The organism is Campylobacter sp. P0109, from assembly GCF_002138755.1.
Classification (GTDB): domain Bacteria; phylum Campylobacterota; class Campylobacteria; order Campylobacterales; family Campylobacteraceae; genus Campylobacter; species Campylobacter devanensis.
Genome location: NZ_MJKK01000001.1, coordinates 254784 through 277530, shown reverse-complemented (window position 1 = coordinate 277530; position 22747 = coordinate 254784). Strand labels below are relative to the sequence as shown.

Sequence of the window (22747 nt, the reverse complement as noted above, 5' to 3'; positions counted from 1 at the left end):
CTCCATTAATTTAAATTTGTAGCATTAAATTGCATCGCAATATCTTTTGTTATTATATTTTCATTTAGTGCTTTTTGTATCTCGCTTGCCATAATTCTCATACCACTTTGCGAGCTACCAAGTTGCATTTGAGAGAGGATTTGATGAATTTTCCCCTCTCTTATTAAATTTGAAATTGCGATATTGTTTAGCATAATCTCAAAAAGCGCAACCCTACCTCCGCCAATTTTTGGAAGTAAATTTTGAGAAATTACAGCTATTAATGACGAGGCTAAAGAGCTTTTGATATATGCTTGATCACTTGTAGCAAAACTATCTATTATTCTATTTATAGAGCTTACAGCTGAGTTTGTATGTAGTGTTGCAAAGACCAAATGCCCTGTTTGAGCCGCTTCAATAGTCATTGCCATAGTCTCTTTATCACGCATCTCTCCAACTAAAATAACATCTGGGTCCTCTCTAAGAGCATATTTTAACGCTCGTGAAAATGAGCTTGTATCGCTTCCAACATTTCTATGCGAAAATAGTGAGTTTTTGCTAGTATGAATAAATTCTACTGGATCCTCAATAGTAATGATGTGTTTATTTTGACTTTGATTTATCTCATTTAAAATTGCTGCTAGCGTAGTACTTTTGCCACTTCCTGTAGCTCCAGTTATTAGAATTAGTCCCTTTTGTTTCTTAGCTAAATCAAATAATATATCGGGTGCACAAATATCATCGAGTGTTGGTATCTCTAGCGGTATAGTACGAAATGCAGCCGAAAGCTCACCATTCATAGTATAATAATAATTTACTCTAAATCTACTATTGCCAAGATCAATAGAAAAATCAAGCTCTTTAAATTTTTTTAATTCAGCTTTTTGCTCTTCATCTATAAGTGGTAGGCAAATTTCTTCTATATCATTTGGTGTTAGAGCTACATTTCCTGTAGAAACTAGCTCTCCATCAATTCTAATCTTTGGCATACTTCTAGCTACTAGGTGTAAATCACTAGCTTTCTTATCTATTACCAAATCAAGCAAAGATCTTATAGCCATATTCTACTCGATAATTTTTGGAACTTCAAAACTTTTGCCCTGTTTTTGTGGAGCATTTTGTAAAATTATATCTATTACATCACTCTTGCGTGGTTCATCATCTCTAAGTGGAGTTCCACCGCTTACGGTACTTACTGCAGCTTCTATGCCATCTAAATTTAACTCATTTAAAACATCAACAAAATCGACAATCTTGCTAAGTTGACCCTTAAACTCTTCACGCTTATCATCCGGTATCTTTAGCGCGCTTAATTTCTCTAATTTTTCAAGCATTTTATCATCAATTTGCACAGTTTCACCCCAAATTTAAAATTTTTGAGCGATTATATCATAAGTTTTCTTAGATAGAAATTATCAATATTAGGAACTTTTTAATAATTACCTTTTTATTTGTTAGATTTAAGATAATTTATGATAAAATTAGCAAATTTTTTATTTTTAAAGGATATTACTTTGGCAGTTAAAGAGAATATTGACTATATTAAAAATGAGATTAGCTCTCAAGAACAACTATTAGAAAGCGCTATAAAAAGTGAAAGATTTTTTAAACGCAATAAAAAGAGCTTTATCGCTGCAGGAATTGTTATAGTTATTGCGCTTGTTGGTTATAGCATATCAAATGCTTTACAAGAAGCTAGTAAAGCAGAAGTTAATAAAGCCTATAATACCTTAATAAATCACCCAGACGATAGTAATGCAAAAGAAATTTTAATATCTAAAAACCCATCTTTATATGCTCTTTTTGTAATTAAAACAGCTGATTTAAACTCAACTACAATTATAGATGAGGCGATCAATTTAGAGATCGATCCGCTTTTAAAAGAAATTTTAATAAATTTAAAAGGCCAAGAATCGGCTAAAATTTTATCAAATTATAATGCTTTAATCGATGGTTATAAACTATTAAAAGATGGCAAAACCGATGCTGCAAAGGCTGAATTTGCAAAAATTCCTCTTAATTCACCACTTCAACAAATTGCTAAAAATTTAGAGCATTATCAAGGAAAATAGTATGAATTACAAAGCTTATATTCTATCATCTTTAATACTTTTTATACTTGTTGGTTGTTATACTAAAAGAGAGTATTATAAACCTGAGAGTGTATCTAGTAATATAGAATTTACTGGCTCATTAAGCTCAGCCATTCAACAAACTAGCAAATATGGTGCTGTATTAAAAAATGGTAGTGTGCTGCTAAAAAGTGGAAAGATTATAGAGCTAAATTTGCTTAAAGATGATAACTTTTTAGGAGAGTATCAAGATAAGCTTTTAGTTGCTAATATTGATGGCTCATTTAAAGTATTAGTTGATAAAGATGAGTATTACACAAATAAATTTAACACTCGCATAGTCTCAGCCTCTATAAATGATAATCATCTAGCTGCTCTAAGTGCTGATAATACTATATACCTTATTGATATGATTAGTGATACAATTCTTTTGGAGTATAATATCGGTATAACCTATGCAATCGATGCAAAGATGGCAAATCCAATATTTCTAAACTCAATTATAGTATATCCAACACTTGATGGTAAAATTATGATTGTTGATAGAGCTAATGGAAGAATTTTACGTGATGCAGTTGTTAGTAGTGAGCCATTTTTTAATAATATTATATTTCTTGATTTGCTAGGCGATAAAATGTTTGCAGCGAGTGCTACAAAATTTATGGCAATTGACCCTAATGGTGTTAAATATTATGATGGCCAAATAAAAGATGTTTTAATTTACTCTGGTAAAATTTATATTTTCTTAAAAGATGGAGTGGTAGAGATTTTGGATTTGGAGCTAAATAAAATTGGCAGTCAAAACTTTAAATTTGCCATATTTGCAGGTGCAATTCCACAAGATGATAAGCTATATATCTTTGAAAAAACCGGATATATGTTTATAACAGATCTAAATTTACAAAATACTCAAGTAATTGAGCTAGACTCAGAAATTAGCAAAAAAAGCTTCACAGGCGCGGACGCTTTCTACTATGATAATGAGATATTAAAATTAAAATAATGGATAATAGAATTTGTAATATTTTTAACCAGCGTAAAATTTTACTTAAAAATTTACGCACTCTTGATATTAAAGAGTTTAGTAAAAAGCGTAATTATCAGCTATTTTTAGGAATAGATAAAAGCGGATTTTATAATCTTATCTTTTTTAGGGATTCAAAAAGTAGATTTGTGAGTAAAGAACTTGAGGAGCTAAGAGAAATTAGCGAACTTGTTAAGAGGAAATTTGATACAAACATAGTTAAATTTGTACTTTTTTACAGCTCGCCGATCTGCTCAAAGGTTCTAAAATCAAATTCAGATTGGAAATTTTATGATTTTATGTGATATTGGAAATACAAATGCCTCATTTTTTGATGGTAGAAGGGTTTGGAATTTAACCATTGATGAATTTATGGCTTATGAGCCAACAGAAAAAATTTACTACATTAATGTAAATGATAAAGCTGAACAAAAACTTTTAAACCATTTATTTATCGATATTTCATCATATATTAAGTTAAATAGCACATATATTGGTTTAGGCATTGATAGGGCTGCTGTATGCTATGCTATAAATAATGGCCTAATTGTAGATGCTGGAAGCGCTATAACTCTTGATTTAATGGCAAATGGTTGTCATATTGGTGGTTTTATAATTCCTGGGATATCTGCAACACTTAAAAGTTTGCAAAATATCTCACCGCGACTAAATTTGCCACTAAATACAAATATAGATCTAGATTGCCTACCACAACGCACACAAGATGCTATCAGCTATGGAATAATCAAACCAATTGTAAGTTTAATTAGCGATTTTTCAAGCCAAAAAACGATATATTTTACTGGCGGAGATGGGGAGTTTTTGTCTAAGTTTTTCTCTCAAGCTATCTATGATAGAATGCTAATATTTCGTGGTATGCAAAGAGCGATAAATGAAAATAAGGAGATTTTATGCTAAGTGTAGCATTACCAAAGGGTAGAATTGCTGAGCAGACTTTAGAAATTTTTAGCAAAATTTTTGGAAGTGAGTTTAAATTTGAAGATAGAAAACTCATTATGACAAAGGGTGAATTTAAATTTCTAATGGTGCGAAATCAAGATATCCCAACTTATATTACCGAAGGTGCTGCAGATATCGGTGTAGTCGGACTTGATGTATTAGAAGAGCATAGATGCGATGTGCTTAGATTGCTTGATCTTGGACTTGGGCGATGCAAGGTTTGCATTGGTATTAAAGAAAACCAAAGACTAGACTATAGCAAACCAGAGCTCAAAATTGCTACAAAAATGCCAAATATTACCAAAAATTATTTTGACCAAAAAGGGATTGCAGTTAAGATTATTAAACTTTATGGTTCTATTGAGCTAGCTCCACTTGTTGGACTTAGCGATGCTATTGTGGATATTGTTGAAACTGGCACTACAATGAGACAAAATGGCCTAAAAGTAGCCGAAGAAATAATGACTAGTAGCGCTCATTTGATTGCTAATAAAAATAGTTTTATAACTAAACGTGATGAAATTTTATCACTTTATCATCAGATAAATAGTATAATCCAAAACTAAATTTAAGGCAAAATATGAGTCCATATATTTTTATTCCACTATCTACGCTGATTTTTTTGGGAATAAATTTATATACTTATAAACGTCTTAAACAAAACTTGATATTGGTCAAATTTAAATGGAGTTTACGAGTAGTTTTTGGGTTAATATTTTTATTTGAAGTAGCCTATTTTATATCTATTAAAAGCTCTCCACTACCATCGTTAATCTATCAAATTTCTATCATCTGTATTGGCGTGAGCTTTATGCTATTTTGTACTATTTTGCCTTTTCATTTGGTCTTATATTTTATTAAAAAGCTTAAAAAAAATAGCCAAAAAATAGCTAAGTTTATACTTGATATCTGTGTGATTCTTGGCTTTGCTTTATATATAATAATTGGTGCTTATAATGCCAATTTTAACACCATTATCACTGAGTATAATGTAAAAATAAAAAATCTTAAAAACCCTATGAATTTAGTCGTAATCAGCGATGTTCATATTGGTGAGTTTTTTCAAAAAGATTATATGAAATCATTAGTAGATAAGATAAATTTATTAAATCCAGATGCTCTTTTGATAGTGGGTGATTTGGTAGATTTAAATAGCGATGAATTGGGTGATTTCTTAGATCCTTTAAAGGATGTTAAGAGCAGATTTGGAACCTTTATGGTAGTTGGAAATCACGAGTATTATCATGGAATAGAGGGCTTGATTGATAAGTTTAAATCTATTGGAATTAAAGTTTTAGAAAATGAAAGCGTTGTAATCGCAGATATAAATTTAGCCGGTGTCTATGATATGGCTGGCCTTAAAATGGATAAATTCAAGCCAGATTTTACAAAAGCTATGAGCGATATAGACCCAAATTTACCTACAATTTTACTAACTCATCAGCCTAGATCTTTAAGCTATCTACAAAATAGCGTAGATCTAGCGATTTCAGGTCACACTCACGGCGGACAGATATTTCCATTTTCAATTTTAGTTTGGCTAAACCAAAAATATATCTATGGACTATACAATATCACTGACGATATGAAGCTACTAGTTAGCAGTGGCGCTGGACTTTGGGGGCCACCTTTTAGAGTTGGATCAAATAGCGAAATAGTATATTTAAAGCTTTTAGGAGATTAATATGGATTATAATAAATTTTCAAACTACTTTGGCCTGATAGCGCACTATAAATTCCCAAAATTACTTCAAAATGCTATAAATAACTGGTATGTTAAAAAATTTCAAATAGATATGAGTGAGTTTAATCCAATTGGTAGCTATGATAGCTTAAACGCCATATTTACAAGAGAGTTAAACTCTCCAAGAGCACTTGGTGATGGATTTGTTTCACCAAGTGATGGATTGTGCTTTGAGTGTCAAAAAGGTGATAATCTAAAAGCTTATAGCATCAAATCCAAAAGCTATAGCGTAGATGAGCTACTAGGTAAATCTCTTGAAAAAGGCGAGTTAGATGGTGAGTTTGACTATCTAAATATCTATCTATCACCACGAGATTACCATCACTATCACGCACCTTGCGATATGGAAATTATAAGTCTAAACTACACCCCTGGAACGCTTTTTAGCGTAGCTAGAAGCGCCCTTTTAAAGCATGATAATCTATACGCTAGAAATGAAAGAGTTGTATTAAAAGCAAGATTAGCTAATGATAAATTAATCTGGATGGTATTTGTAGGCGCTTTAAATGTAGGAAAGATGAAATTTGATTTTGAACCAAGAGTTAGCACCAATTCAAATTTATCTCCCGCTTTTTATAATTACAATAATTTAAGCTTAAAAAAAGGCGAACATATAGGCAATTTTGAGCTAGGCTCAACCATTGTTATAATCAGTCAAAATGGTGCTATAAACTACCAAATAAAAAGAGATATGACTCTAAAACAAGCCCAAAGCATAGCCCAAATAATAGGCTAAATCAACTGCTAGCTTTTAGCTTAGCTGCTAGGGCTTGTAAATTTTTTATCCTATTTTCATGACTTGGGTGAGTGCTTAAAAACTCCAATCCGCCATCACCTGAATGCTCTTGCATCTTCGTCCATAATGACGCTGCACCATCTGGATTAAATCCCGCCATATACGCAAGCTCTAGCCCTATTTCATCGCTCTCATTTTCATGCGAACGGCTAAAAGGCAGAGATATCCCCACATTAGCAGCCAAATTCGCAACTCCTAAAATAGTATTATCCACCCCAAAAACCGAAGCTACATTGATTAATCCACTCTTTATCATCTCTTGGCTTTGTTGCTCTCTTACATGCTCTCTTAAGGCGTGAGCAATCTCGTGAGCTAGGATAAATGCTATCTCATCATCATTTAAATTCAACTTCTCTATAATCCCTGTATATACAGCTATCTTGCCACCAGCCATACACCAAGCATTGATAGTATCACTTGTAATTACATTTACCTCCCAATCCCACTTTGTGCTATCTTGTCTAAAATATGAAGTTTTAGCAATTAATCTATTTGAGATATTTTTAACCCTATTTGTAAGATTTGGGTCTTTATTTAGAGTATTTGACGCTTTTGCTTTTTGTATCACCTCGCCATAAGCTTTAGCAGATGCTTCATTTATCTCATCGCTAGATATCAGCATTAGTTGCCCTCTATCAACTTCTGAGTGGCCTACATTTGTGGTATTTTGCATACAACCAACAAAAAATATAAGAGCAAATATCAATATAATTTTTTTCATATTTTTCCTTAAAATTTATGTTAGTAATTCTACCCAAATTTATCTAGTAAAATCCTAAATTTGCTAGAATTTAAGATTTATTTGGCTATAATCACGCATTTTATAGAAATTCAAAAGGTTAAAAATGAGTAAATGGAATAAAGATAGTTGGAGAGATTATAATATTTTACAACAACCGGTGTATCCCGATATTACCAAGCTTAGAGAGTGCGAAGATAAGCTTAGCAAACTCCCACCACTTGTATTTGCAGGTGAGGTTAGAAATCTCAAAGATGAGCTAGCTAAGGTCACTCAAGGCCATGGCTTTTTACTTCAAGGTGGAGATTGCGCTGAGAGCTTTGCTAACTTTAATGCGGTAAATATCCGTGATATGTTTAAGATTATATTACAAATGGCGATTGTCCTTACCTTCGCTGGTGGCTGTCCTGTAGTCAAGGTCGGTCGTGTAGCGGGTCAATTTGCTAAACCTAGAAGTAGCGATTATGAAGAGATAAATGGGGTTAAGCTCCCTAGCTATAGAGGCGATATCATAAATGGATTTGAATTTAATGAATCAGCTAGAGTCCCAGATCCTAAAAGAATGATAGATGCCTACTATCAAAGTGCATCTACGCTAAATCTTCTAAGGGCATTTTCACGAGGTGGATTGGCTAATTTACATGAAGTCCATAGATGGAATTTAGGATTTGTAAAGCGAAGTGAATTAGATGAAAAATTCGAAAAACTCGCTTCTGAGCTTACAAATGCTCTTAAATTTATGGAGGCTTGTGGGGTTACAACCTCTAATACCCCAACACTAAGCGAAACCAAATTATACACTTCTCACGAAGCTCTTTTACTCCCATATGAAGAGGCTCTTACAAGGGTTGATAGTTTAAGCGGAGATTGGTATGACTGCTCTGCTCACATGCTTTGGATAGGTGAGAGAACTAGAGGAGTTGATGATGCTCATGTCCATTTCTTAAGCGGAGTTAAAAATCCAATCGGATGCAAAATCGGCCCAAATGCCACAGCCGATGATGTGATAAAATTAGCCAACAAACTAAACCCAAATAACGAAAATGGCCGCCTAAATATCATCATCAGAATGGGAGCTGATAAGATAGAGAGTCGCTTGCCAAATATCTTAAAAGATATTAAATCCGAAGGGCTAAATATCTTATGGAGTATTGATCCTATGCATGGCAACACGGTAAAAGCGTCAAATGGATATAAGACTCGTGAATTTGATAATGTTTTAAGAGAGGTTAAGAGCTTCTTTGATATCCATCACGCTTGTGGCACCATACCTGGGGGCGTCCATTTAGAGATGACAGGTCAAGATGTTACAGAGTGTACTGGTGGTGCATTTAAGGTAACTCAAGAGGCCCTTGCTAGTCGCTATGAGACTCAATGCGACCCAAGACTAAATGCCGATCAAGCCTTAGAGCTTGCCTTCTTAATCGCAGATGAAGTGAAAAAATCTCGCTCATAAGCTATGGCCTTTGCCATAGCTTTTATTGATATAATTTAAATTCCAAATAACTATATAAGCATATTTTTGGTATAATCCATCACTATTTTTTACACAAGGTGATATATATGGATTATCTACAAATCAAAAGATCAACAAATTTAAAAGGCAAAATCACAATTAGTGGTGCCAAAAATGCTGCTTTGCCGATAATTGCTATGACAATTTTAGCCAAAAATAGAGTAACAATCCAAAATACACCTCAAGTTGCTGATATAAAAACATTGATAAAACTACTACAAAATTTAGGCGCTAAGGCTGAATTTAAAAACTCAACCCTACAAATAGATACCGCAGATATAAACTCCACAAAAGCGACATACGATATTGTCCGCACTATGCGTGCTTCAATTTTAGTCCTAGGGCCGCTACTTGCTAGATTTGGTCATTGCGAAGTCTCGCTTCCTGGAGGGTGCGCTATTGGGGCTAGGCCAATTGATCTTCATCTAAGTGCTTTAGAGAAAATGGGTGCTAAAATTGAGATAAAAGATGGCTATGTGATAGCCGATGCCAAAGATGGATTAAACGGAGCTAATATTGTTTTTGATAAGATCACAGTTACAGGCACTGAAAATATCATAATGGCTGCGGCCTTAGCAAATGGAGTTACGAAGATATTTAACGCAGCCAAAGAGCCCGAAGTCGTCCAACTATGTGAAATTTTAAACCAAAATGGCGTCAAAATCGAAGGCATTGCAACAAGTGAGCTAACAATACACGGAACAAATAGTAATCTTATAAATTTAGATGAAATCACAGTAATACCTGATAGAATAGAAGCTGGAACTTATATGTGTGCTGTGGCGATTGCTGGTGGGGATGTTACAATAGAAAATATAAATCCCGATCACCTAGTAGCGATAACTTCAAAGCTTTGTGATATGGGAGTTGAGTGTAAGCTTAGCCAAAATTCAATAAGAGTAATTAGTGATGGCAATTTAAAGCCATGTAATATCATCACAACTGAATTTCCCGGCTTCCCTACCGATATGCAAGCGCAGTTTATGGCTCTAGCATCTATCGCTGATGGCGTATCTAGCATTGATGAGAGACTTTTTGAAAATCGTTTTATGCATGCTAGTGAGTTATCTCGCATGGGTGCTGATATAAAACTAAATGGTCATATTGCTACCATAACCGGAGGCAGTTTAAATGGCGCTGATGTGATGGCGACTGATTTAAGAGCTAGCTCAGCACTCATCATAGCAGCCCTAAGAGCTAAGGGAACTACAAGAATTCACCGAATTTACCACCTAGATAGAGGTTATGAGAATTTAGAATCCAAACTTACAGCAATCGGAGCTGATATAAAAAGATTAAGAGAGTAAGATATGAGAGTTGATGAAGTATTTGATTTAATTAGTAGTATCAATGCGCTAAATGGAAGCGAGATTGTGCCACTTTATATGGCAACTAATAGAGTTGTAGCTAGAGATATTATAGCTACTAGAACTCTTCCAGCATTTGACAACTCAGCACTTGATGGCTACGCCTTTGCCTATGCTGATATTAAAAATCCTCTAAAAATCAAAGGGACGATTCTAGCAGGCGATAAAAATATCTATCAAATCGGTTCAAATGAGTGCTATAAGATTATGACTGGAGCTATATTTCCTAATGGTGCTGATACTGTTGTAATGATAGAGAATGAAAAATTAGATAAAAATGGTAATTTAATAGTTCCACTAGATACTCCACCAAATAACGCTAGAAAAATCACTGGGGAAGAGATTAAATCTGGTGAGCTTTTACTAAGTAAAAACTCAACACTCACTCCAGCAAATATAATGCTTTTAGCTGCTCAAGGTATTAGCTATGTAAATGTTATTAAAAAGCCAAAAATTGCTATCTTTAGTAGCGGGAATGAGATTTATGAGCCGTGGGATAGCTGCGATACTTTTTCTGTATATAACGCAAACGGTTTTGGGATAATGGCTGCACTTAGCCAAAATGGCTTTGACAGTGAATACAAAGGTGTTTTAAAAGATCAAATTTCAACTATTAAAGAGGCTCTTGAGAGTTGCGTTAACTATGATATTATTATCACAAGTGGCGGAGCAAGCAAGGGTGAAGCTGATTATATGAGCGAGGTTTTAGATTTACTTGGTTTTAAAATGCTTTTTAATTCAATTGATGCGCGCCCTGCAAAACCTACTAAATGTTATAAAAAAGGTGATAAGTTTATCTTTGTCCTGCCAGGTAATCCAATGTCATGCCTACTAGCTACATATATCACTGTTTTACCGCTAACTAAAAAACTAGCCGGATTTAGTGAATTTTTGCCTCAGATGCAAATTGCCAAATTTAAAGGCAATTTAAAATTTAAAGCCAGCAGAGCAAATATTGTAATAGGAACAGTAAAAAATGGCGAATTTAGAGCAACAAATGATAATATTTATAGCCCTTCAATGATAAAACCTATCTCTTTATCAAATTTTATATATATCTCTAGTATCGGTGAAAGCGGCATTGAGGATAATAAAGAGATAAAAATTTTTAAAATATCTTGACAAGTGAGTAAAAATATGGTATCATTCCACTTTAATTCAACAAAATGCGGGAATAGCTCAGGGGTAGAGCACAACCTTGCCAAGGTTGGGGTCGCGAGTTCGAATCTCGTTTCCCGCTCCATTTTTTTACTTCTTATTTTTTATATTCCTCTTTTTAGTAGCTCTTTAATTGATGAACTTCATAAGGCTATTTATGATGAATTTCCATCAGCTAAGATAAATTCTATTAATATAGATAATCACAATGAACTACCAGTAAATTTTAATGAGTTAAAATTAAAAAATATTATCTTGCTTGGCTTACGTGATGATAGTGGAACATTTAGAGCAGTCTATACTACACCAAATTCTACCAGTAAAAGTATATTTTATAAATTCAAAATCGATTTTAAGCTCCCAGTATTAGTTGCTACCAAAGACATTGGGCGAGATCATATACTAAATTTAAGTGATTATAAACAAAAATTTGTAAGTCTCAAGGATTATGATAAGCAAGCTATCATAAATCCATCAAATCACCAACTTATAACTAAAAGCAAAATCAAGCGTGGCAAAATTTTAACTAATCGCCAATTTAAAACCCTAAGCGATATTAAAAAAGGTGATAAGATCACTGCTATTATAGAAGATGGATCTTTAAAAGTAGAAATATTAGTAACCGCGCTCAATGACGGCAATATCGGACAAATAATCAGTGTTAAAAACCAAAATAATCAAACCCTAAAAGCTCAAGTAATAAGTAAAAACCAAGCCATCATAAAATAGAGGTAAAAATGAAATCATGCATATATCCAGGAACCTTTGATCCTATCACTAATGGTCATCTAGATGTTATTAGACGAGCTTGTAATGTCTTTGATAGAGTTATTGTAGCAGTAGCACTAAATGAGTCTAAAAAGCCGTATTTTAACTACGATCAACGAATCGAACTTGCCCGTTTAGCGACTAAGGAACTATCTAGTGTTGAGGTTACGGGATTTAATAATCTCTTAATCGATTTTGCTAAATCACAAAATATTAATACTGTTGTGCGAGGTCTAAGAGCTGTGAGTGATTTTGAATATGAATTACAAATTGGTTATGCAAATGCTTCATTGTGGAGCGAATTTGAGACGATTTATTTTATGCCAAGTCTTAAAAATGCCTTTATTTCTAGTTCTATTGTCCGCTCAGTTTTACGCCACGATGGTGATATTAGTTCACTTGTCCCATCTAAAGTATATAAAAAAATAAAGGAAGAATATGCTAATTAATTTTGAAGGTGTCGATGGAGCTGGTAAATCTACTCAAATAAATCTGCTAAAAGAGATTTACAAAGATGCCATAATAACTAAAGAGCCAGGTGGCACAGAGCTTGGATTGATGATTAGAAATTATTTAATGAGTAGTGCAAGTAAAATATCACAAAAAGCAGAAATTTTTCTATTTTTAGCAGATCGTGCCGAGCATTATGAAAAAGTTTTAAAACCCAATTATGGAAATTTGATTTTAAGCGATAGAAGCTTTGTATCTGGTCTTGCATATGCTATGGCAAATGATGATAATTTAGATATAAAAACCTTAATTGAACTAAATAAATTTGCGCTTTGTTCAGATTTTGGAGATAAATTTGTATTTTTAAAAGCAAATGAGAATTTAATCCGTCAAAGGCTTTTTAGTAGAGGTCAAAATGATGATATTGAAAGTCGTGGAATTGAGTATTTAATGAGAGTTCAAGGATTTATGAGTATAATACTTGCCGATTTAAAATTTGAAGTCTTAGAGATCGATGCCTCACTAAGCCCAGAAATTATACATAATAAAATAAGGAAATTTATATGATTAATGCTCTTCGTGGTATGAAAGACCTACTTGAAAACGATGGAAAACTATATAAATTTATAATTGATACCTGTGAAGCTGTGGTTAAAAACTATGGCTATGAGTTTTGCGAAACACCAAAACTAGAAGAGACCGCACTATTTAAGCGAAGTGTTGGCCAAAGTAGCGATATAGTTGGAAAAGAGATGTATCAATTTATAGATAAAGGCGGTAATGATGTCTGTCTTCGCCCTGAAGGAACTGCTGGAGTCGTAAGAGCATTTATAGAGAATAAATTTGATAGAGCTGGTGGAGTTAAAAGATATTTTTATCACGGTAGTATGTTTAGATATGAGCGTCCTCAGCGTGGACGTCTAAGAGAATTTCATCAATTTGGCGTAGAGTGCTTTGGCGAAGCTAGCGTTTATGAAGATGCCTCTGTAATATTAATGTTAAATGAGATTTTAAATAGGCTTAAAATTAAAACCACACTAAAAATCAACTCACTAGGCGATAGTCAATGTATGCCAGCATATAAAGAAAAATTAGTTAAATTTGTTGAAAATAATAAAGAAAATCTATGTGATGATTGCTTAAGAAGACTTGATACTAACCCTATTAGGATACTTGATTGCAAAAGCCAGAGTTGTCAAAATATCTTAAAAGATGCTCCGCTTATTACTCAAAATTTAAATCAAATTTGTAACGATGATTTTAATAAACTTCAAGAGATTTTAAGAGCAAATGGAGTTGAATTTCAAATCGATCCAAAACTCGTACGTGGGCTTGATTACTACTGCAAAACTGCCTTTGAGTTTATCAGTGATGATATTGGCTCTCAAAGTGCCGTAGCAGGCGGCGGTAGATATGATAAACTCTGTGAATATCTAGATGGCAAACCTACTCCAGCAGTTGGCTGGGCTATGGGTATTGAGAGAATTATGGAGATTTTAAAGCAAAAAGAGTCGCAAAATACCCGTCAAGGTATCTATATCTGTGCTTTAAATCCAAATTTAATTGATGAAATTTACAAAATCGCTCAAACTCTAAGAAAAAGATATATAACCGAAATTTCATACGAAGCCAAAAGCCCAAATAAACATCTAAATATAGCTGATAAAAAGGGATTTGAGATATTTTTATGTCTTGGCGATGATGAGTTTAGCCAAGGTCAAATTTGGTACAAAAATCTACAAACAAAAGATGAAAAACGAATATCTATAGCAAATTTGGAGGGTGAAATATGACACACGACTATGGACTAAGCCTGTGGGGAGATTCAAATTTTATCACTGATAGTGGCAAAGTCTGCTTAAATAGCGACTTAAAACCAGCACTTATTGATATCGTAAAAGATATTAGAAACGATGGTTATCGTGGACCACTTTTACTAAGATTTCCACACCTTATTAAAAAACAAATTGTACAGGTATACTCTAGTTTTGAAAGAGCTAAAAAAGAATTTGGCTATAGTGGTAACTTTAATGCCGTATATCCATTAAAGGTAAATCAATATCCAGGATTTGTAGAAAATCTAGTTAAAATTGGCGAAAGCTATGGCTATGGCTTAGAGGCTGGCTCAAAGGCTGAGTTGCTACTAGCGATGGCTTATAACAACTATGGAGCGCCAATTACCGTAAATGGATTTAAAGATAATGAGTTAATCGATATTGGATTTATCGCTGCTGAGATGGGACACAATATCACTCTTACAATAGAGGGATTAAATGAATTAAAATCAATTATCTCTACTGCCAAAGAGAGATTTAAACCAAAGCCAAATATCGGCCTTAGAATCAGACTTCATAGTAGTGGTACAGGCGTTTGGGCTAAAAGTGGCGGGATAAACTCTAAGTTTGGACTTACATCTACAGAGCTTATTGAAGCAGTAAATTTACTAAAAGAAAATAACCTAATTGAGCAATTTACTATGATTCATTTTCATATTGGAAGTCAAATAAATGAAATTCATCCGCTCAAAAAAGCTCTTATAGAAGCAGGAAATATATACGCCGAACTTCGTAAAATGGGAGCAAAATCTCTAAAAGCTATAAATTTAGGCGGTGGTTTGGCTATTGAATATTCACAATTTAAAGATAATCCAAGCAGGAATTACACACTTAAAGAGTATGCAAATGATGTTGTGTTTTTACTAAAAAGCATTGCTAATCAAAAAAATGAGATTGAACCTGATATATTTATAGAAAGCGGTAGATATATAGCTGCATCTCATGCTGTATTAGTAGCTCCTGTGCTTGAGCTATTTAGCCAAGAATACACAGAAGAGAAGCTAATATTAAAAGAGAATAATCCGCCATTAATTAGCGAATTATATGATCTATATAGAAGCATCAAACCAAGCAATGCTATAGAGTATCTCCATGATGCAATTGATCATATGGAGAGTGTTTTGACGCTATTTGATTTAGGCTACGTAGATTTACAAGATAGATCAAATAGCGAAATTTTAGTCCATTTAATTATGAAAAAAGCGATCTCACTTTTAGGAAATAAACAAAATTATGCAGAGCTTTTAAAAATTCAAGAAGAGGTGCAAGAGAGATATTTGGTTAATTTTTCAATGTTTCAAAGCTTGCCTGATTTTTGGGGACTTGGACAAAACTTCCCTATAATGCCTCTTGATAGACTTGATGAGCGCCCTACTTTGTCTGCTTCTATATGGGATATAACTTGCGATAGCGATGGCGAAATAAGCTTTGATGCGACCAAAAATCCGCTATTCTTGCATGATGTGGATTTAGAAAAAGAGGAGTATTTTTTAGGTTTTTTCCTAGTTGGGGCTTATCAAGAGGTTCTTGGAATGAAACACAATCTCTTTACCCACCCTACTGAAGCTACAATAATCATCAATGAAGAGGGCAATTATGAGATAAAAAATATTTTAGAATCTCAATCTGTCATGGATATATTAGAGGATTTAGACTATGATATACATGCTATTAGAGATACTTTAAATGAACGAATAGAAAATTCAACACTAGTAGATGAAAAACAAAAAAAGCATATTCTAGGCGAACTATATCTATTCTTAAACGATAATGGATATCTAAAAACCATAGGCTAATGATGGGTATTTTTCAAATTATTAAAGAGGATTTATCTCAGCCTAAAGTACAAGATCCAGCATATCGTAGCTGCATAGATCTTATCTTTAATTATCCTGGAGTATGGGCAGTAGCCAATCATAGAATTATCCATATTTTATGGAATAAAAAGTGGCATAAATTAGCCAGAATACTTGCTGGAATTAGTAATTTTTTAACCAGAGTTGATCTACACCCAGCAGCAGTTATTGGAAGAAGAGTATTTATTGATCATGCTACTGGAATAGTAATTGGTGAGACAACTATAGTTGGCGATGATTGCTTGATATATCAAGGTGTAACCTTAGGTGGGGTAAGTCTAGATAAAGGCAAACGCCATCCTACATTAGAAAATGGCGTAGTTGTCGGTGCTGGAGCTAAAATTTTAGGCAATATCACCATAGGAACTGGCTCAAAAATTGGTGCAAATTCAGTTGTAGTAAAAGACGTACCACCACACTCTACGGCTGTAGGAATTCCTGCTAAATGCATTAGCAGTGATAATCGTCCATTTGAACACAATAAGCTACCAGATATCACAAAAGAATTGCTAATCTATCTAATAGATCGCATAGAAAATCTTGGATGCCAAGGAAGTGATAAAATAGTATTAGACAAAAAATATCAAGAGTATATTAAATCAATAAAGGAGTAAAAATGTTATTATCTAAAAGAATTTCAGTTCTAAGCGAGAGTCTTACAATCGCAATTAGCTCAAAAGCCAAAGAGATGAAAGCTGCTGGGCTTGATGTTATTAGCTTTAGTGCTGGAGAGCCTGATTTTGATACACCAGAAGTTATCAAAAATGCAGTAAAATTAGCTTTGGATAAAGGTTGCGGTAAATATACTGCAGTCCCTGGTACACCTGAGGTCTTAGAAGCTATTGCTACAAAGCTAAAAAGAGATAATAATCTAAACTACAAACCAAATCAAATTATTACAAATGTAGGTGCCAAACACTCTTTATTTAATCTATTTTCATGCATTATCAATCATGGAGATGAAGTTATAATTCCATCTCCATACTGGGTAAGCTATCCTGAAATAGTAAAATATTGTGGTGGTACTCCAGTTATAATTGAAACAAGTGAAGATAATAAATTTAAATTAACAGCTAGCCAAATTAAATCCGTTATAACCTCAAAAACAAGAGCAATAGTGCTAAATAGTCCAAGCAATCCATGCGGTGGCGTATATAGCAAAGCTGAACTTGAAGAGATTGGCAAAGTATTAGAAGGTAGTGATATCTTAGTAGTTAGCGATGAAATTTATGAAAAACTTACATATAGTGGTGAGTTTATAGCAGCTGCAGCAATTAGCGATGATATGTTTAAAAGAACAATTACAATAAATGGTTTAAGCAAATGCGGAGCGATGCCAGGGTGGAGATTTGGCTATATGGCTAGTAATATTGATGAGTTAAATAAAGCTGTTAGAAAACTTCAAAGCCAAAGCACAAGCAATATCTCAAGCATAGTTCAAGCTGGAGCCATACCAGCGCTACTAGGAGAAGCTGATGCTGATATAGAGTATATGAAAAGCAAATTTATAGAGCGTAGAGATTATGCTGTAAAAGCTATAAATAATATAGAAAATTTAAGTGTAGTATGTCCAGATGGAGCATTTTATCTATTTATAAACTGTAAAAATGTAGAGCCTGACTCAATGAAATTTTGCCAAGAACTCCTAGAAAAAAGCCTAGTAGCTACTGTGCCTGGCGTGGGATTTGGTATGGATGGATATTTTAGAGTTAGCTTTGCATGTGATTTAGATAGTTTAAAGCGTGGTATTGAGCGTATAGCTGAGTTTGTCAAAAATTATAAAAAATAACAATGAGAGTGCTATAAAGGCACTCTTATTTAGACTAAATTCATAATATTTAGCTATAATTCTAAGCTTACAAACTATAATAAAGTATCAAAATGGGAAAAGATCTAGCAAAAAATAAAAAAGCACTTCATGATTATACAATTATAGAAAGCTTTGAAGCTGGTATAGTTTTACAAGGCAGCGAAGTCAAAGCACTCCGTGCTGGTAGAGCAAATTTAAAAGATAGCTTTGTAAGAATCATCAAAGGCGAGCTATTTTTGTTAAATGCTCATATTAGCCATCTACAAACCGCTCACTCGCACTTTCGCCCTGATGAGAGATCGCCTAGAAAGCTCCTTATGCACCGCAAACAGATAGATAAACTCCTTGGCAAAGTTAGCACCGATGGGCTAACAATCGTAGTTTTGAGTCTATATCTAAACCACAAAAATATAGTCAAAGCAAATATCGCCCTAGCCAAAGGCAAAAATTTACACGATAAAAGAGAAGCTCTCAAAGAAAAACAAGCAAATTTAGAAGCTAGAGCCGCTCTAAAAAGATATTTATAAAGGATAAAATATGAAAAATATTAAATTTATAGCCCTATTTTTAATAGCACTTTTCGCACTTAATGGGTGCAATCAAGATAAGACAACTCAAACTCAAATAGAACAATCAAGCTATTATAAAACAGGCGATGAGATAGAATTAACCAGTATAATCGGCACTAAAGCTACGATAATTCGCACTGAAAATGGCTTTAAACTTAAAGATAGCGATAAAATTCTAATGCTTGATATATTTGGAACTTACTGCGCCCCATGCCAAAAAGAGGCTCCACATTTGATGGATTTTCAGCTTAAAAACGCAGATAAATTTATGATAATTGGGTTAATTCACTTTGAAGATGTAAGTGATGAGTATGTTTTAGAGAATTTTAGTAAAAAATATAACGCCTATTACTTCATAGCAAATTCAAAAGAAAATAGCAAAATCATAGATCAAATTCTAAATGATATAAACTACAATAAAGCCCTTTCAATTCCATTTAAAGTAGTATTAAAAGATGGTAAATACCAAAATCTAAGCGATAATCTAGGCGGTACAACAACGCAAAATAAATTCTACCTAGGTGAAGTAAGCACCAACACAATTAGCCAAGATATAGATAAGATCTTAAATGCAAACTAAAAGAAGCCTTAATACCAAAACCAAATTAAAAGAGTTTAAACCAACTCTTTATAAGGTGATTTTATTAAACGATGATGTAACTACAATGGATTTTGTAGTGATGGTGCTTTGTGAAATTTTCAATAAAGAGCTAAAGCAAGCTATAGAATTGATGATGAAAATTCATAAAAATGGTAGCGCTGTTTGTGGAATTTACACAAAAGAGATCGCCCAAACCAAGCAAAACCAAACCCTAAGCCTAGCTAAGGCAAATGGATTTCCATTAAAATGCGTTATAAAAGAGGATTAATGATAGAACAAAATCTAGCAATGTCAATAAAACAAGCTAATGATTTAGCTTTAAGCGAATCGCATGAGTATATTAGTACTGAACATATTTTATATACTCTAACATTTGATAAGGAATTTATAAAAATTCTAGAAAATATCGGTATTAATGATGTTATAGCTTTAAGAAATGATCTAATAAATATACTCAAAGAGTCTCCAAAATCTAGCGAAAAAAAGCCACCTATGCTTACTCATAAGCTTAGTGAATTATTCTCTAGCATTACTGCTGAGGAAAATTTTGGAATTGAGGAGTTTTTAGATGAAATTTTGAGCGATAAAAACTCACAAGCCTATCAACTACTTGAATTTCACGGATTAAATTTAGATGATAATGAACTACTATCTGTAGCTACAAATTTAAATGAATTAGTCAAAAATCATCAAATAGACCCTGTGATAAATAGAGATAAAGAGATTGACAAAGCTCTTCAAATTCTATGCCGACATAAGAAAAATAATCCGATTTTTGTAGGCGAAGCTGGAGTTGGTAAAACCGCAATAGTCCAAGGAATAGCCCAAAGAATAGTAGATGGAAAGGTCCCTGATAGATTAAAAGATAGCGTGATTTTTAGCTTAGATATCTTTGCTATTTTAGCTGGAGCGAAGTATAGGGGTGAGTTTGAAGAGAGATTAAAAGAGATTATAAATCGCTTAAAAGATAATAAAAATCATATAATTTTCATAGATGAAATTCACACTATCCTAAACACAGGGAGCAATGACAATGGCCAAGATGCGGCAAATATCTTAAAACCACACTTAGCAAATGGTGATATAAGGTGTATTGGCGCAACTACTTATAGCGAGTTTAGAAATTTCAATAAAGATAGAGCCTTGCTTCGTAGATTTAATAAAATAGATGTCGCCGAACCAAGCAAAGAAGAGACCTTAGAGATATTAAAAGGCTTAAGGCCAACTTATGAGAAATTTCATAATGTCAAATATAGCGATGAAATTTTAAGCCAAAGTATAGAGATGGCTAAGAGATATCTAACTGACAAATTTCTGCCTGATAGCGCTATAGATATCATTGATGAGGCTGGCGCATCGGCAAATATCGAGAATAAAAAAAGCGTAACAAAAGCCAAAATCAATGAAATTGTCTCTAAAATAGCCAATATCTCAAATATCCAAACAAGCTCTGATAACACTCAAATTTTAAAAAATCTATCCACTATATTAAACCAAAAAATATTTGGCCAAGACCTAGCTATAAAGAGCTTAAATGACGCTTTAATCACATCATACGCAGGATTAAATGAGCCAAATAGGCCAATTGGTGTATTTTTATTTACTGGAAGTAGCGGTGTGGGTAAAACCGAGTTAGCAAAAGAGCTAGCAAATGCTTTAAATATCCATTTTGAGAGATTTGATATGAGCGAATATATGGAGAAACACGCCGTAGCTAAGCTCATTGGCGCACCTCCTGGATATATAGGATTTGAAAATGGCGGAATGCTTACAAATATGGTTAAAAAGCACCCTTATAGCGTGATTTTGTTTGATGAGATTGAGAAGGCTCATCCAGAGCTATTAAATATATTTTTACAGATTTTTGATAGCGCAACTCTAAGTGACGCAAGTGGAAATAAGAGTGATTTCAAAAACACAATTATCATAATGAGCTCAAATTTAGGCACCAAAGAAGCACCAATTATGGGTTTTAATAAAGATGATAGCGATAAAACAGATAGAGCTGTGAAGGGATTTTTTGCTGCGGAGTTTAGAAATAGAATTGATAAGATTATAAATTTCAACACTCTAAGCCACGAAGTCTTAGAAAAAATAGTCCAAAAAGAGATAAAAGAGCTAGAGCTATCAGCCAAAAAAATCTCTATATCTATTAGCAAAAATGCGATTAATGAGATTATTAAACTTGGATATAGTAGCGAATTTGGCGCTAGAAATCTTAAACGAACTATTAAAGATAAAATCAATCTTAAGCTATCCAAAGAGCTGCTTTTTGGGGCTTTAAAAAATGGTGGCACTGCTAATATTGATTTTAATGGCAGTGAGTTTGAGTTTAAATTTATCCAAGCAAAATAGATAATGAACTCTATTTTTCCAAATCCATTAACTGCTCCAAAAGACGCTCCACTAGCATATGGTGGTGACCTAAGTAGTGAAATTTTACTTGATGCGTATATGCATGGTATTTTTCCATGGCCGTGTGATGGGGTGATATTTTGGCATAGCCCTGACCCAAGGGCAATATTTTATCCACAAAATATTAAAATTCAAAAGAGTTTAAGGCCATTTTTAAGGGATTATAGAGTTAAATTTGATTATAATTTTGCAAATTTTATCAATTTTTGCAAAACTCATAGAGAACAAAATGAGCCAACTTGGATAGATCAAAATGTCGTAGATAGCTATATTAAGATGCACGATCTTGGCTACGCTCACAGTGTGGAGGTCTATTATAATGATGAGCTTATTGGCGGGCTTTATGGGCTGATTTTTGGTAAGATTTTTTGTGGTGAAAGTATGATAAGCAAAGGCAAGAACGCCTCCAAAGTAGCCCTAGTAACACTAGCTAAAACCTTAGCAAAATATGATTTTATCATAGATGCACAGGTGATGAATCCGCATCTTAAGTTTATGGGGGCTAAAGATATATCTAGGGATGAGTTTTTAGCTATTTTAAAAATTAAGTCAAATCAACCTAGCGGATTTGAAAATTTTAAAGATTTAGAGTTAAATTTGGAATAAATATTGCTTATGTATTGCAATAAATTTAAAAAGGATATATGATGTACGCAGGTTTTAGTACTAGCAAATCAAAACAATTAGTAGATTCGGCTCTTGGTAGTAGGGTTGCTAGAAACCAATTAATAGCTAGCAATATTGCAAATATCGATACTCCTTTTTATAAAGCTAAAGATATCGATTTTGAAACCGCTTTAATAGAAAAAAAAAGAGAGGTATATAAACTAGGTGCTAGTGAGCCAAAATTAGAACTCGCTAGAACAAATGATAAACATTTTGCCGCAATCGATTTTCCATCAGTTAAGATTCCAACTATATATCTAAGAGATGGTCATATGGCTAGAAATGACGCTAATACTGTCGATCTAGATATCGAAACTAGCGAAATGAGTAAAAATGTTTTAATGATTCAAGCACTAGATTCAGCTAGCAAAAAACATGGGGATATCTTTAAAAGCGTAATAGACGCAAGTGGAAAAATATAA

General features: G+C 33.4%; 26 protein-coding genes and 1 tRNA gene. 24 read left to right on the top strand and 3 right to left on the bottom strand.

The window, feature by feature from the left end; translation table 11 throughout:
- Window positions 1-5: 5 nt before the first annotated feature.
- Window positions 6-1040 (bottom strand): type IV pilus twitching motility protein PilT, encoded by a 1035-nt coding sequence (locus CIGNP109_RS01445; RefSeq protein ID WP_086227923.1) that lies wholly within the window; start codon window positions 1038-1040, stop codon window positions 6-8.
- A gap of 3 nt (window positions 1041-1043) precedes the next feature.
- Window positions 1044-1331: an Asp-tRNA(Asn)/Glu-tRNA(Gln) amidotransferase subunit GatC gene (gene gatC / locus CIGNP109_RS01440; protein ID WP_086224361.1), complete on the bottom strand. Its 288-nt coding sequence runs from the start codon at window positions 1329-1331 to the stop codon at window positions 1044-1046.
- Between the two features lie 162 nt (window positions 1332-1493).
- Here gatC and CIGNP109_RS01435 point away from each other — a divergent pair, with 162 nt between their 5' ends.
- The 7 genes from CIGNP109_RS01435 to CIGNP109_RS01405 are packed head-to-tail and all read left to right on the top strand — an operon-like array spanning window position 1494 to window position 6515.
- Window positions 1494-2051 carry a hypothetical protein gene (locus tag CIGNP109_RS01435; protein WP_086228107.1) on the top strand — a complete coding sequence of 186 codons (558 nt, stop codon included), beginning with the start codon at window positions 1494-1496 and terminating at the stop codon, window positions 2049-2051.
- Between the two features lies 1 nt (window position 2052).
- Complete coding sequence (locus CIGNP109_RS01430) at window positions 2053-3054, top strand: L-seryl-tRNA selenium transferase (RefSeq protein WP_086227922.1); 1002 nt, start codon at window positions 2053-2055, stop codon at window positions 3052-3054.
- Complete coding sequence (locus CIGNP109_RS01425; protein ID WP_086227122.1) at window positions 3054-3380, top strand: hypothetical protein; 327 nt, start codon at window positions 3054-3056, stop codon at window positions 3378-3380. Before CIGNP109_RS01430 ends, CIGNP109_RS01425 begins: the two co-directional genes overlap by 1 nt.
- Complete coding sequence (locus CIGNP109_RS01420; protein WP_086227123.1) at window positions 3367-3993, top strand: type III pantothenate kinase; 627 nt, start codon at window positions 3367-3369, stop codon at window positions 3991-3993. Before CIGNP109_RS01425 ends, CIGNP109_RS01420 begins: the two co-directional genes overlap by 14 nt.
- Window positions 3987-4601 carry an ATP phosphoribosyltransferase gene (hisG, locus tag CIGNP109_RS01415; RefSeq protein WP_086227921.1) on the top strand — a complete coding sequence of 205 codons (615 nt, stop codon included), beginning with the start codon at window positions 3987-3989 and terminating at the stop codon, window positions 4599-4601. The genes CIGNP109_RS01420 and hisG overlap by 7 nt, the downstream gene beginning before the upstream one ends.
- Window positions 4602-4615: 14 nt before the next feature.
- Complete coding sequence (locus CIGNP109_RS01410) at window positions 4616-5719, top strand: metallophosphoesterase (protein ID WP_086227920.1); 1104 nt, start codon at window positions 4616-4618, stop codon at window positions 5717-5719.
- Between the two features lies 1 nt (window position 5720).
- The gene (locus tag CIGNP109_RS01405; RefSeq protein ID WP_086227919.1) at window positions 5721-6515 is read left to right on the top strand and encodes a phosphatidylserine decarboxylase; all 795 of its coding nucleotides are present in this window, start codon (window positions 5721-5723) and stop codon (window positions 6513-6515) included.
- 1 nt (window position 6516) lies between these two features.
- Here the strand turns inward: CIGNP109_RS01405 and CIGNP109_RS01400 are convergent, their stop codons facing one another.
- Window positions 6517-7296, bottom strand: coding sequence for a M48 family metallopeptidase (locus CIGNP109_RS01400; protein ID WP_086227127.1), 780 nt, complete (start codon window positions 7294-7296; stop codon window positions 6517-6519).
- 124 nt (window positions 7297-7420) lie between these two features.
- Here CIGNP109_RS01400 and CIGNP109_RS01395 point away from each other — a divergent pair, with 124 nt between their 5' ends.
- From CIGNP109_RS01395 to flgB, 17 genes are all read left to right on the top strand, one after another.
- On the top strand, window positions 7421-8770 hold the full coding sequence (locus CIGNP109_RS01395) for a class II 3-deoxy-7-phosphoheptulonate synthase (RefSeq protein WP_086224346.1): 1350 nt from the start codon (window positions 7421-7423) through the stop codon (window positions 8768-8770).
- 107 nt (window positions 8771-8877) lie between these two features.
- Window positions 8878-10137, top strand: a complete 1260-nt coding sequence (murA, locus tag CIGNP109_RS01390) for a UDP-N-acetylglucosamine 1-carboxyvinyltransferase (RefSeq protein ID WP_086227918.1) — start codon at window positions 8878-8880, stop codon at window positions 10135-10137.
- A gap of 3 nt (window positions 10138-10140) precedes the next feature.
- A complete protein-coding gene (locus CIGNP109_RS01385) occupies window positions 10141-11319 on the top strand; it encodes a molybdopterin molybdotransferase MoeA (protein ID WP_086227917.1) in 1179 nt (392 codons plus the stop codon).
- Window positions 11320-11365: 46 nt separating this feature from the next.
- A tRNA-Gly gene (locus tag CIGNP109_RS01380) sits at window positions 11366-11440 on the top strand.
- 170 nt (window positions 11441-11610) lie between these two features.
- A complete protein-coding gene (gene flgA / locus CIGNP109_RS01375; RefSeq protein WP_180379998.1) occupies window positions 11611-12084 on the top strand; it encodes a flagellar basal body P-ring formation chaperone FlgA in 474 nt (157 codons plus the stop codon).
- Between the two features lie 8 nt (window positions 12085-12092).
- Window positions 12093-12572, top strand: coding sequence for a pantetheine-phosphate adenylyltransferase (coaD, locus tag CIGNP109_RS01370; RefSeq protein WP_086224338.1), 480 nt, complete (start codon window positions 12093-12095; stop codon window positions 12570-12572).
- Window positions 12562-13140, top strand: coding sequence for a dTMP kinase (tmk, locus tag CIGNP109_RS01365; RefSeq protein ID WP_086227915.1), 579 nt, complete (start codon window positions 12562-12564; stop codon window positions 13138-13140). The genes coaD and tmk overlap by 11 nt, the downstream gene beginning before the upstream one ends.
- On the top strand, window positions 13137-14366 hold the full coding sequence (hisS, locus tag CIGNP109_RS01360) for a histidine--tRNA ligase (protein WP_086227914.1): 1230 nt from the start codon (window positions 13137-13139) through the stop codon (window positions 14364-14366). The genes tmk and hisS overlap by 4 nt, the downstream gene beginning before the upstream one ends.
- The gene (gene speA / locus CIGNP109_RS01355; protein ID WP_086227913.1) at window positions 14363-16204 is read left to right on the top strand and encodes a biosynthetic arginine decarboxylase; all 1842 of its coding nucleotides are present in this window, start codon (window positions 14363-14365) and stop codon (window positions 16202-16204) included. The genes hisS and speA overlap by 4 nt, the downstream gene beginning before the upstream one ends.
- A 2-nt stretch (window positions 16205-16206) precedes the next feature.
- Window positions 16207-16878, top strand: a complete 672-nt coding sequence (gene cysE / locus CIGNP109_RS01350; protein ID WP_086227134.1) for a serine O-acetyltransferase — start codon at window positions 16207-16209, stop codon at window positions 16876-16878.
- A 2-nt stretch (window positions 16879-16880) separates the two neighbouring features.
- Window positions 16881-18053, top strand: a complete 1173-nt coding sequence (locus CIGNP109_RS01345) for a pyridoxal phosphate-dependent aminotransferase (RefSeq protein ID WP_086227912.1) — start codon at window positions 16881-16883, stop codon at window positions 18051-18053.
- A gap of 92 nt (window positions 18054-18145) precedes the next feature.
- Window positions 18146-18601 carry an SsrA-binding protein SmpB gene (smpB, locus tag CIGNP109_RS01340; protein WP_086227911.1) on the top strand — a complete coding sequence of 152 codons (456 nt, stop codon included), beginning with the start codon at window positions 18146-18148 and terminating at the stop codon, window positions 18599-18601.
- A 10-nt stretch (window positions 18602-18611) separates the two neighbouring features.
- A complete protein-coding gene (locus tag CIGNP109_RS01335) occupies window positions 18612-19223 on the top strand; it encodes a thioredoxin (protein ID WP_086227910.1) in 612 nt (203 codons plus the stop codon).
- Window positions 19213-19512: an ATP-dependent Clp protease adaptor ClpS gene (locus tag CIGNP109_RS01330; RefSeq protein ID WP_086224321.1), complete on the top strand. Its 300-nt coding sequence runs from the start codon at window positions 19213-19215 to the stop codon at window positions 19510-19512. The genes CIGNP109_RS01335 and CIGNP109_RS01330 overlap by 11 nt, the downstream gene beginning before the upstream one ends.
- On the top strand, window positions 19512-21599 hold the full coding sequence (locus CIGNP109_RS01325) for an AAA family ATPase (RefSeq protein WP_086227909.1): 2088 nt from the start codon (window positions 19512-19514) through the stop codon (window positions 21597-21599). Before CIGNP109_RS01330 ends, CIGNP109_RS01325 begins: the two co-directional genes overlap by 1 nt.
- A gap of 3 nt (window positions 21600-21602) precedes the next feature.
- Window positions 21603-22265, top strand: coding sequence for a leucyl/phenylalanyl-tRNA--protein transferase (aat, locus tag CIGNP109_RS01320; protein ID WP_086227908.1), 663 nt, complete (start codon window positions 21603-21605; stop codon window positions 22263-22265).
- A gap of 41 nt (window positions 22266-22306) precedes the next feature.
- A complete protein-coding gene (gene flgB / locus CIGNP109_RS01315; RefSeq protein WP_086224315.1) occupies window positions 22307-22747 on the top strand; it encodes a flagellar basal body rod protein FlgB in 441 nt (146 codons plus the stop codon).

Excerpts from the sequence above, each read along its gene's own strand:
- CIGNP109_RS01445 (WP_086227923.1), bottom strand. The coding sequence starts at position 1,040 with ATGGCTATAAGATCTTTGCTTGATTTGGTAATAGATAAGAAAGCTAGT.
- CIGNP109_RS01430 (WP_086227922.1), top strand. The coding sequence starts at position 2,053 with ATGAATTACAAAGCTTATATTCTATCATCTTTAATACTTTTTATACTT.
- CIGNP109_RS01425 (WP_086227122.1), top strand. The coding sequence starts at position 3,054 with ATGGATAATAGAATTTGTAATATTTTTAACCAGCGTAAAATTTTACTT.
- CIGNP109_RS01420 (WP_086227123.1), top strand. The coding sequence starts at position 3,367 with ATGATTTTATGTGATATTGGAAATACAAATGCCTCATTTTTTGATGGT.
- hisG (WP_086227921.1), top strand. The coding sequence starts at position 3,987 with ATGCTAAGTGTAGCATTACCAAAGGGTAGAATTGCTGAGCAGACTTTA.
- CIGNP109_RS01410 (WP_086227920.1), top strand. The coding sequence starts at position 4,616 with ATGAGTCCATATATTTTTATTCCACTATCTACGCTGATTTTTTTGGGA.
- CIGNP109_RS01405 (WP_086227919.1), top strand. The coding sequence starts at position 5,721 with ATGGATTATAATAAATTTTCAAACTACTTTGGCCTGATAGCGCACTAT.
- CIGNP109_RS01400 (WP_086227127.1), bottom strand. The coding sequence starts at position 7,296 with ATGAAAAAAATTATATTGATATTTGCTCTTATATTTTTTGTTGGTTGT.
- CIGNP109_RS01395 (WP_086224346.1), top strand. The coding sequence starts at position 7,421 with ATGAGTAAATGGAATAAAGATAGTTGGAGAGATTATAATATTTTACAA.
- murA (WP_086227918.1), top strand. The coding sequence starts at position 8,878 with ATGGATTATCTACAAATCAAAAGATCAACAAATTTAAAAGGCAAAATC.
- CIGNP109_RS01385 (WP_086227917.1), top strand. The coding sequence starts at position 10,141 with ATGAGAGTTGATGAAGTATTTGATTTAATTAGTAGTATCAATGCGCTA.
- coaD (WP_086224338.1), top strand. The coding sequence starts at position 12,093 with ATGAAATCATGCATATATCCAGGAACCTTTGATCCTATCACTAATGGT.
- tmk (WP_086227915.1), top strand. The coding sequence starts at position 12,562 with ATGCTAATTAATTTTGAAGGTGTCGATGGAGCTGGTAAATCTACTCAA.
- hisS (WP_086227914.1), top strand. The coding sequence starts at position 13,137 with ATGATTAATGCTCTTCGTGGTATGAAAGACCTACTTGAAAACGATGGA.
- speA (WP_086227913.1), top strand. The coding sequence starts at position 14,363 with ATGACACACGACTATGGACTAAGCCTGTGGGGAGATTCAAATTTTATC.
- cysE (WP_086227134.1), top strand. The coding sequence starts at position 16,207 with ATGGGTATTTTTCAAATTATTAAAGAGGATTTATCTCAGCCTAAAGTA.
- CIGNP109_RS01345 (WP_086227912.1), top strand. The coding sequence starts at position 16,881 with ATGTTATTATCTAAAAGAATTTCAGTTCTAAGCGAGAGTCTTACAATC.
- smpB (WP_086227911.1), top strand. The coding sequence starts at position 18,146 with ATGGGAAAAGATCTAGCAAAAAATAAAAAAGCACTTCATGATTATACA.
- CIGNP109_RS01335 (WP_086227910.1), top strand. The coding sequence starts at position 18,612 with ATGAAAAATATTAAATTTATAGCCCTATTTTTAATAGCACTTTTCGCA.
- CIGNP109_RS01330 (WP_086224321.1), top strand. The coding sequence starts at position 19,213 with ATGCAAACTAAAAGAAGCCTTAATACCAAAACCAAATTAAAAGAGTTT.
- CIGNP109_RS01325 (WP_086227909.1), top strand. The coding sequence starts at position 19,512 with ATGATAGAACAAAATCTAGCAATGTCAATAAAACAAGCTAATGATTTA.
- aat (WP_086227908.1), top strand. The coding sequence starts at position 21,603 with ATGAACTCTATTTTTCCAAATCCATTAACTGCTCCAAAAGACGCTCCA.
- flgB (WP_086224315.1), top strand. The coding sequence starts at position 22,307 with ATGTACGCAGGTTTTAGTACTAGCAAATCAAAACAATTAGTAGATTCG.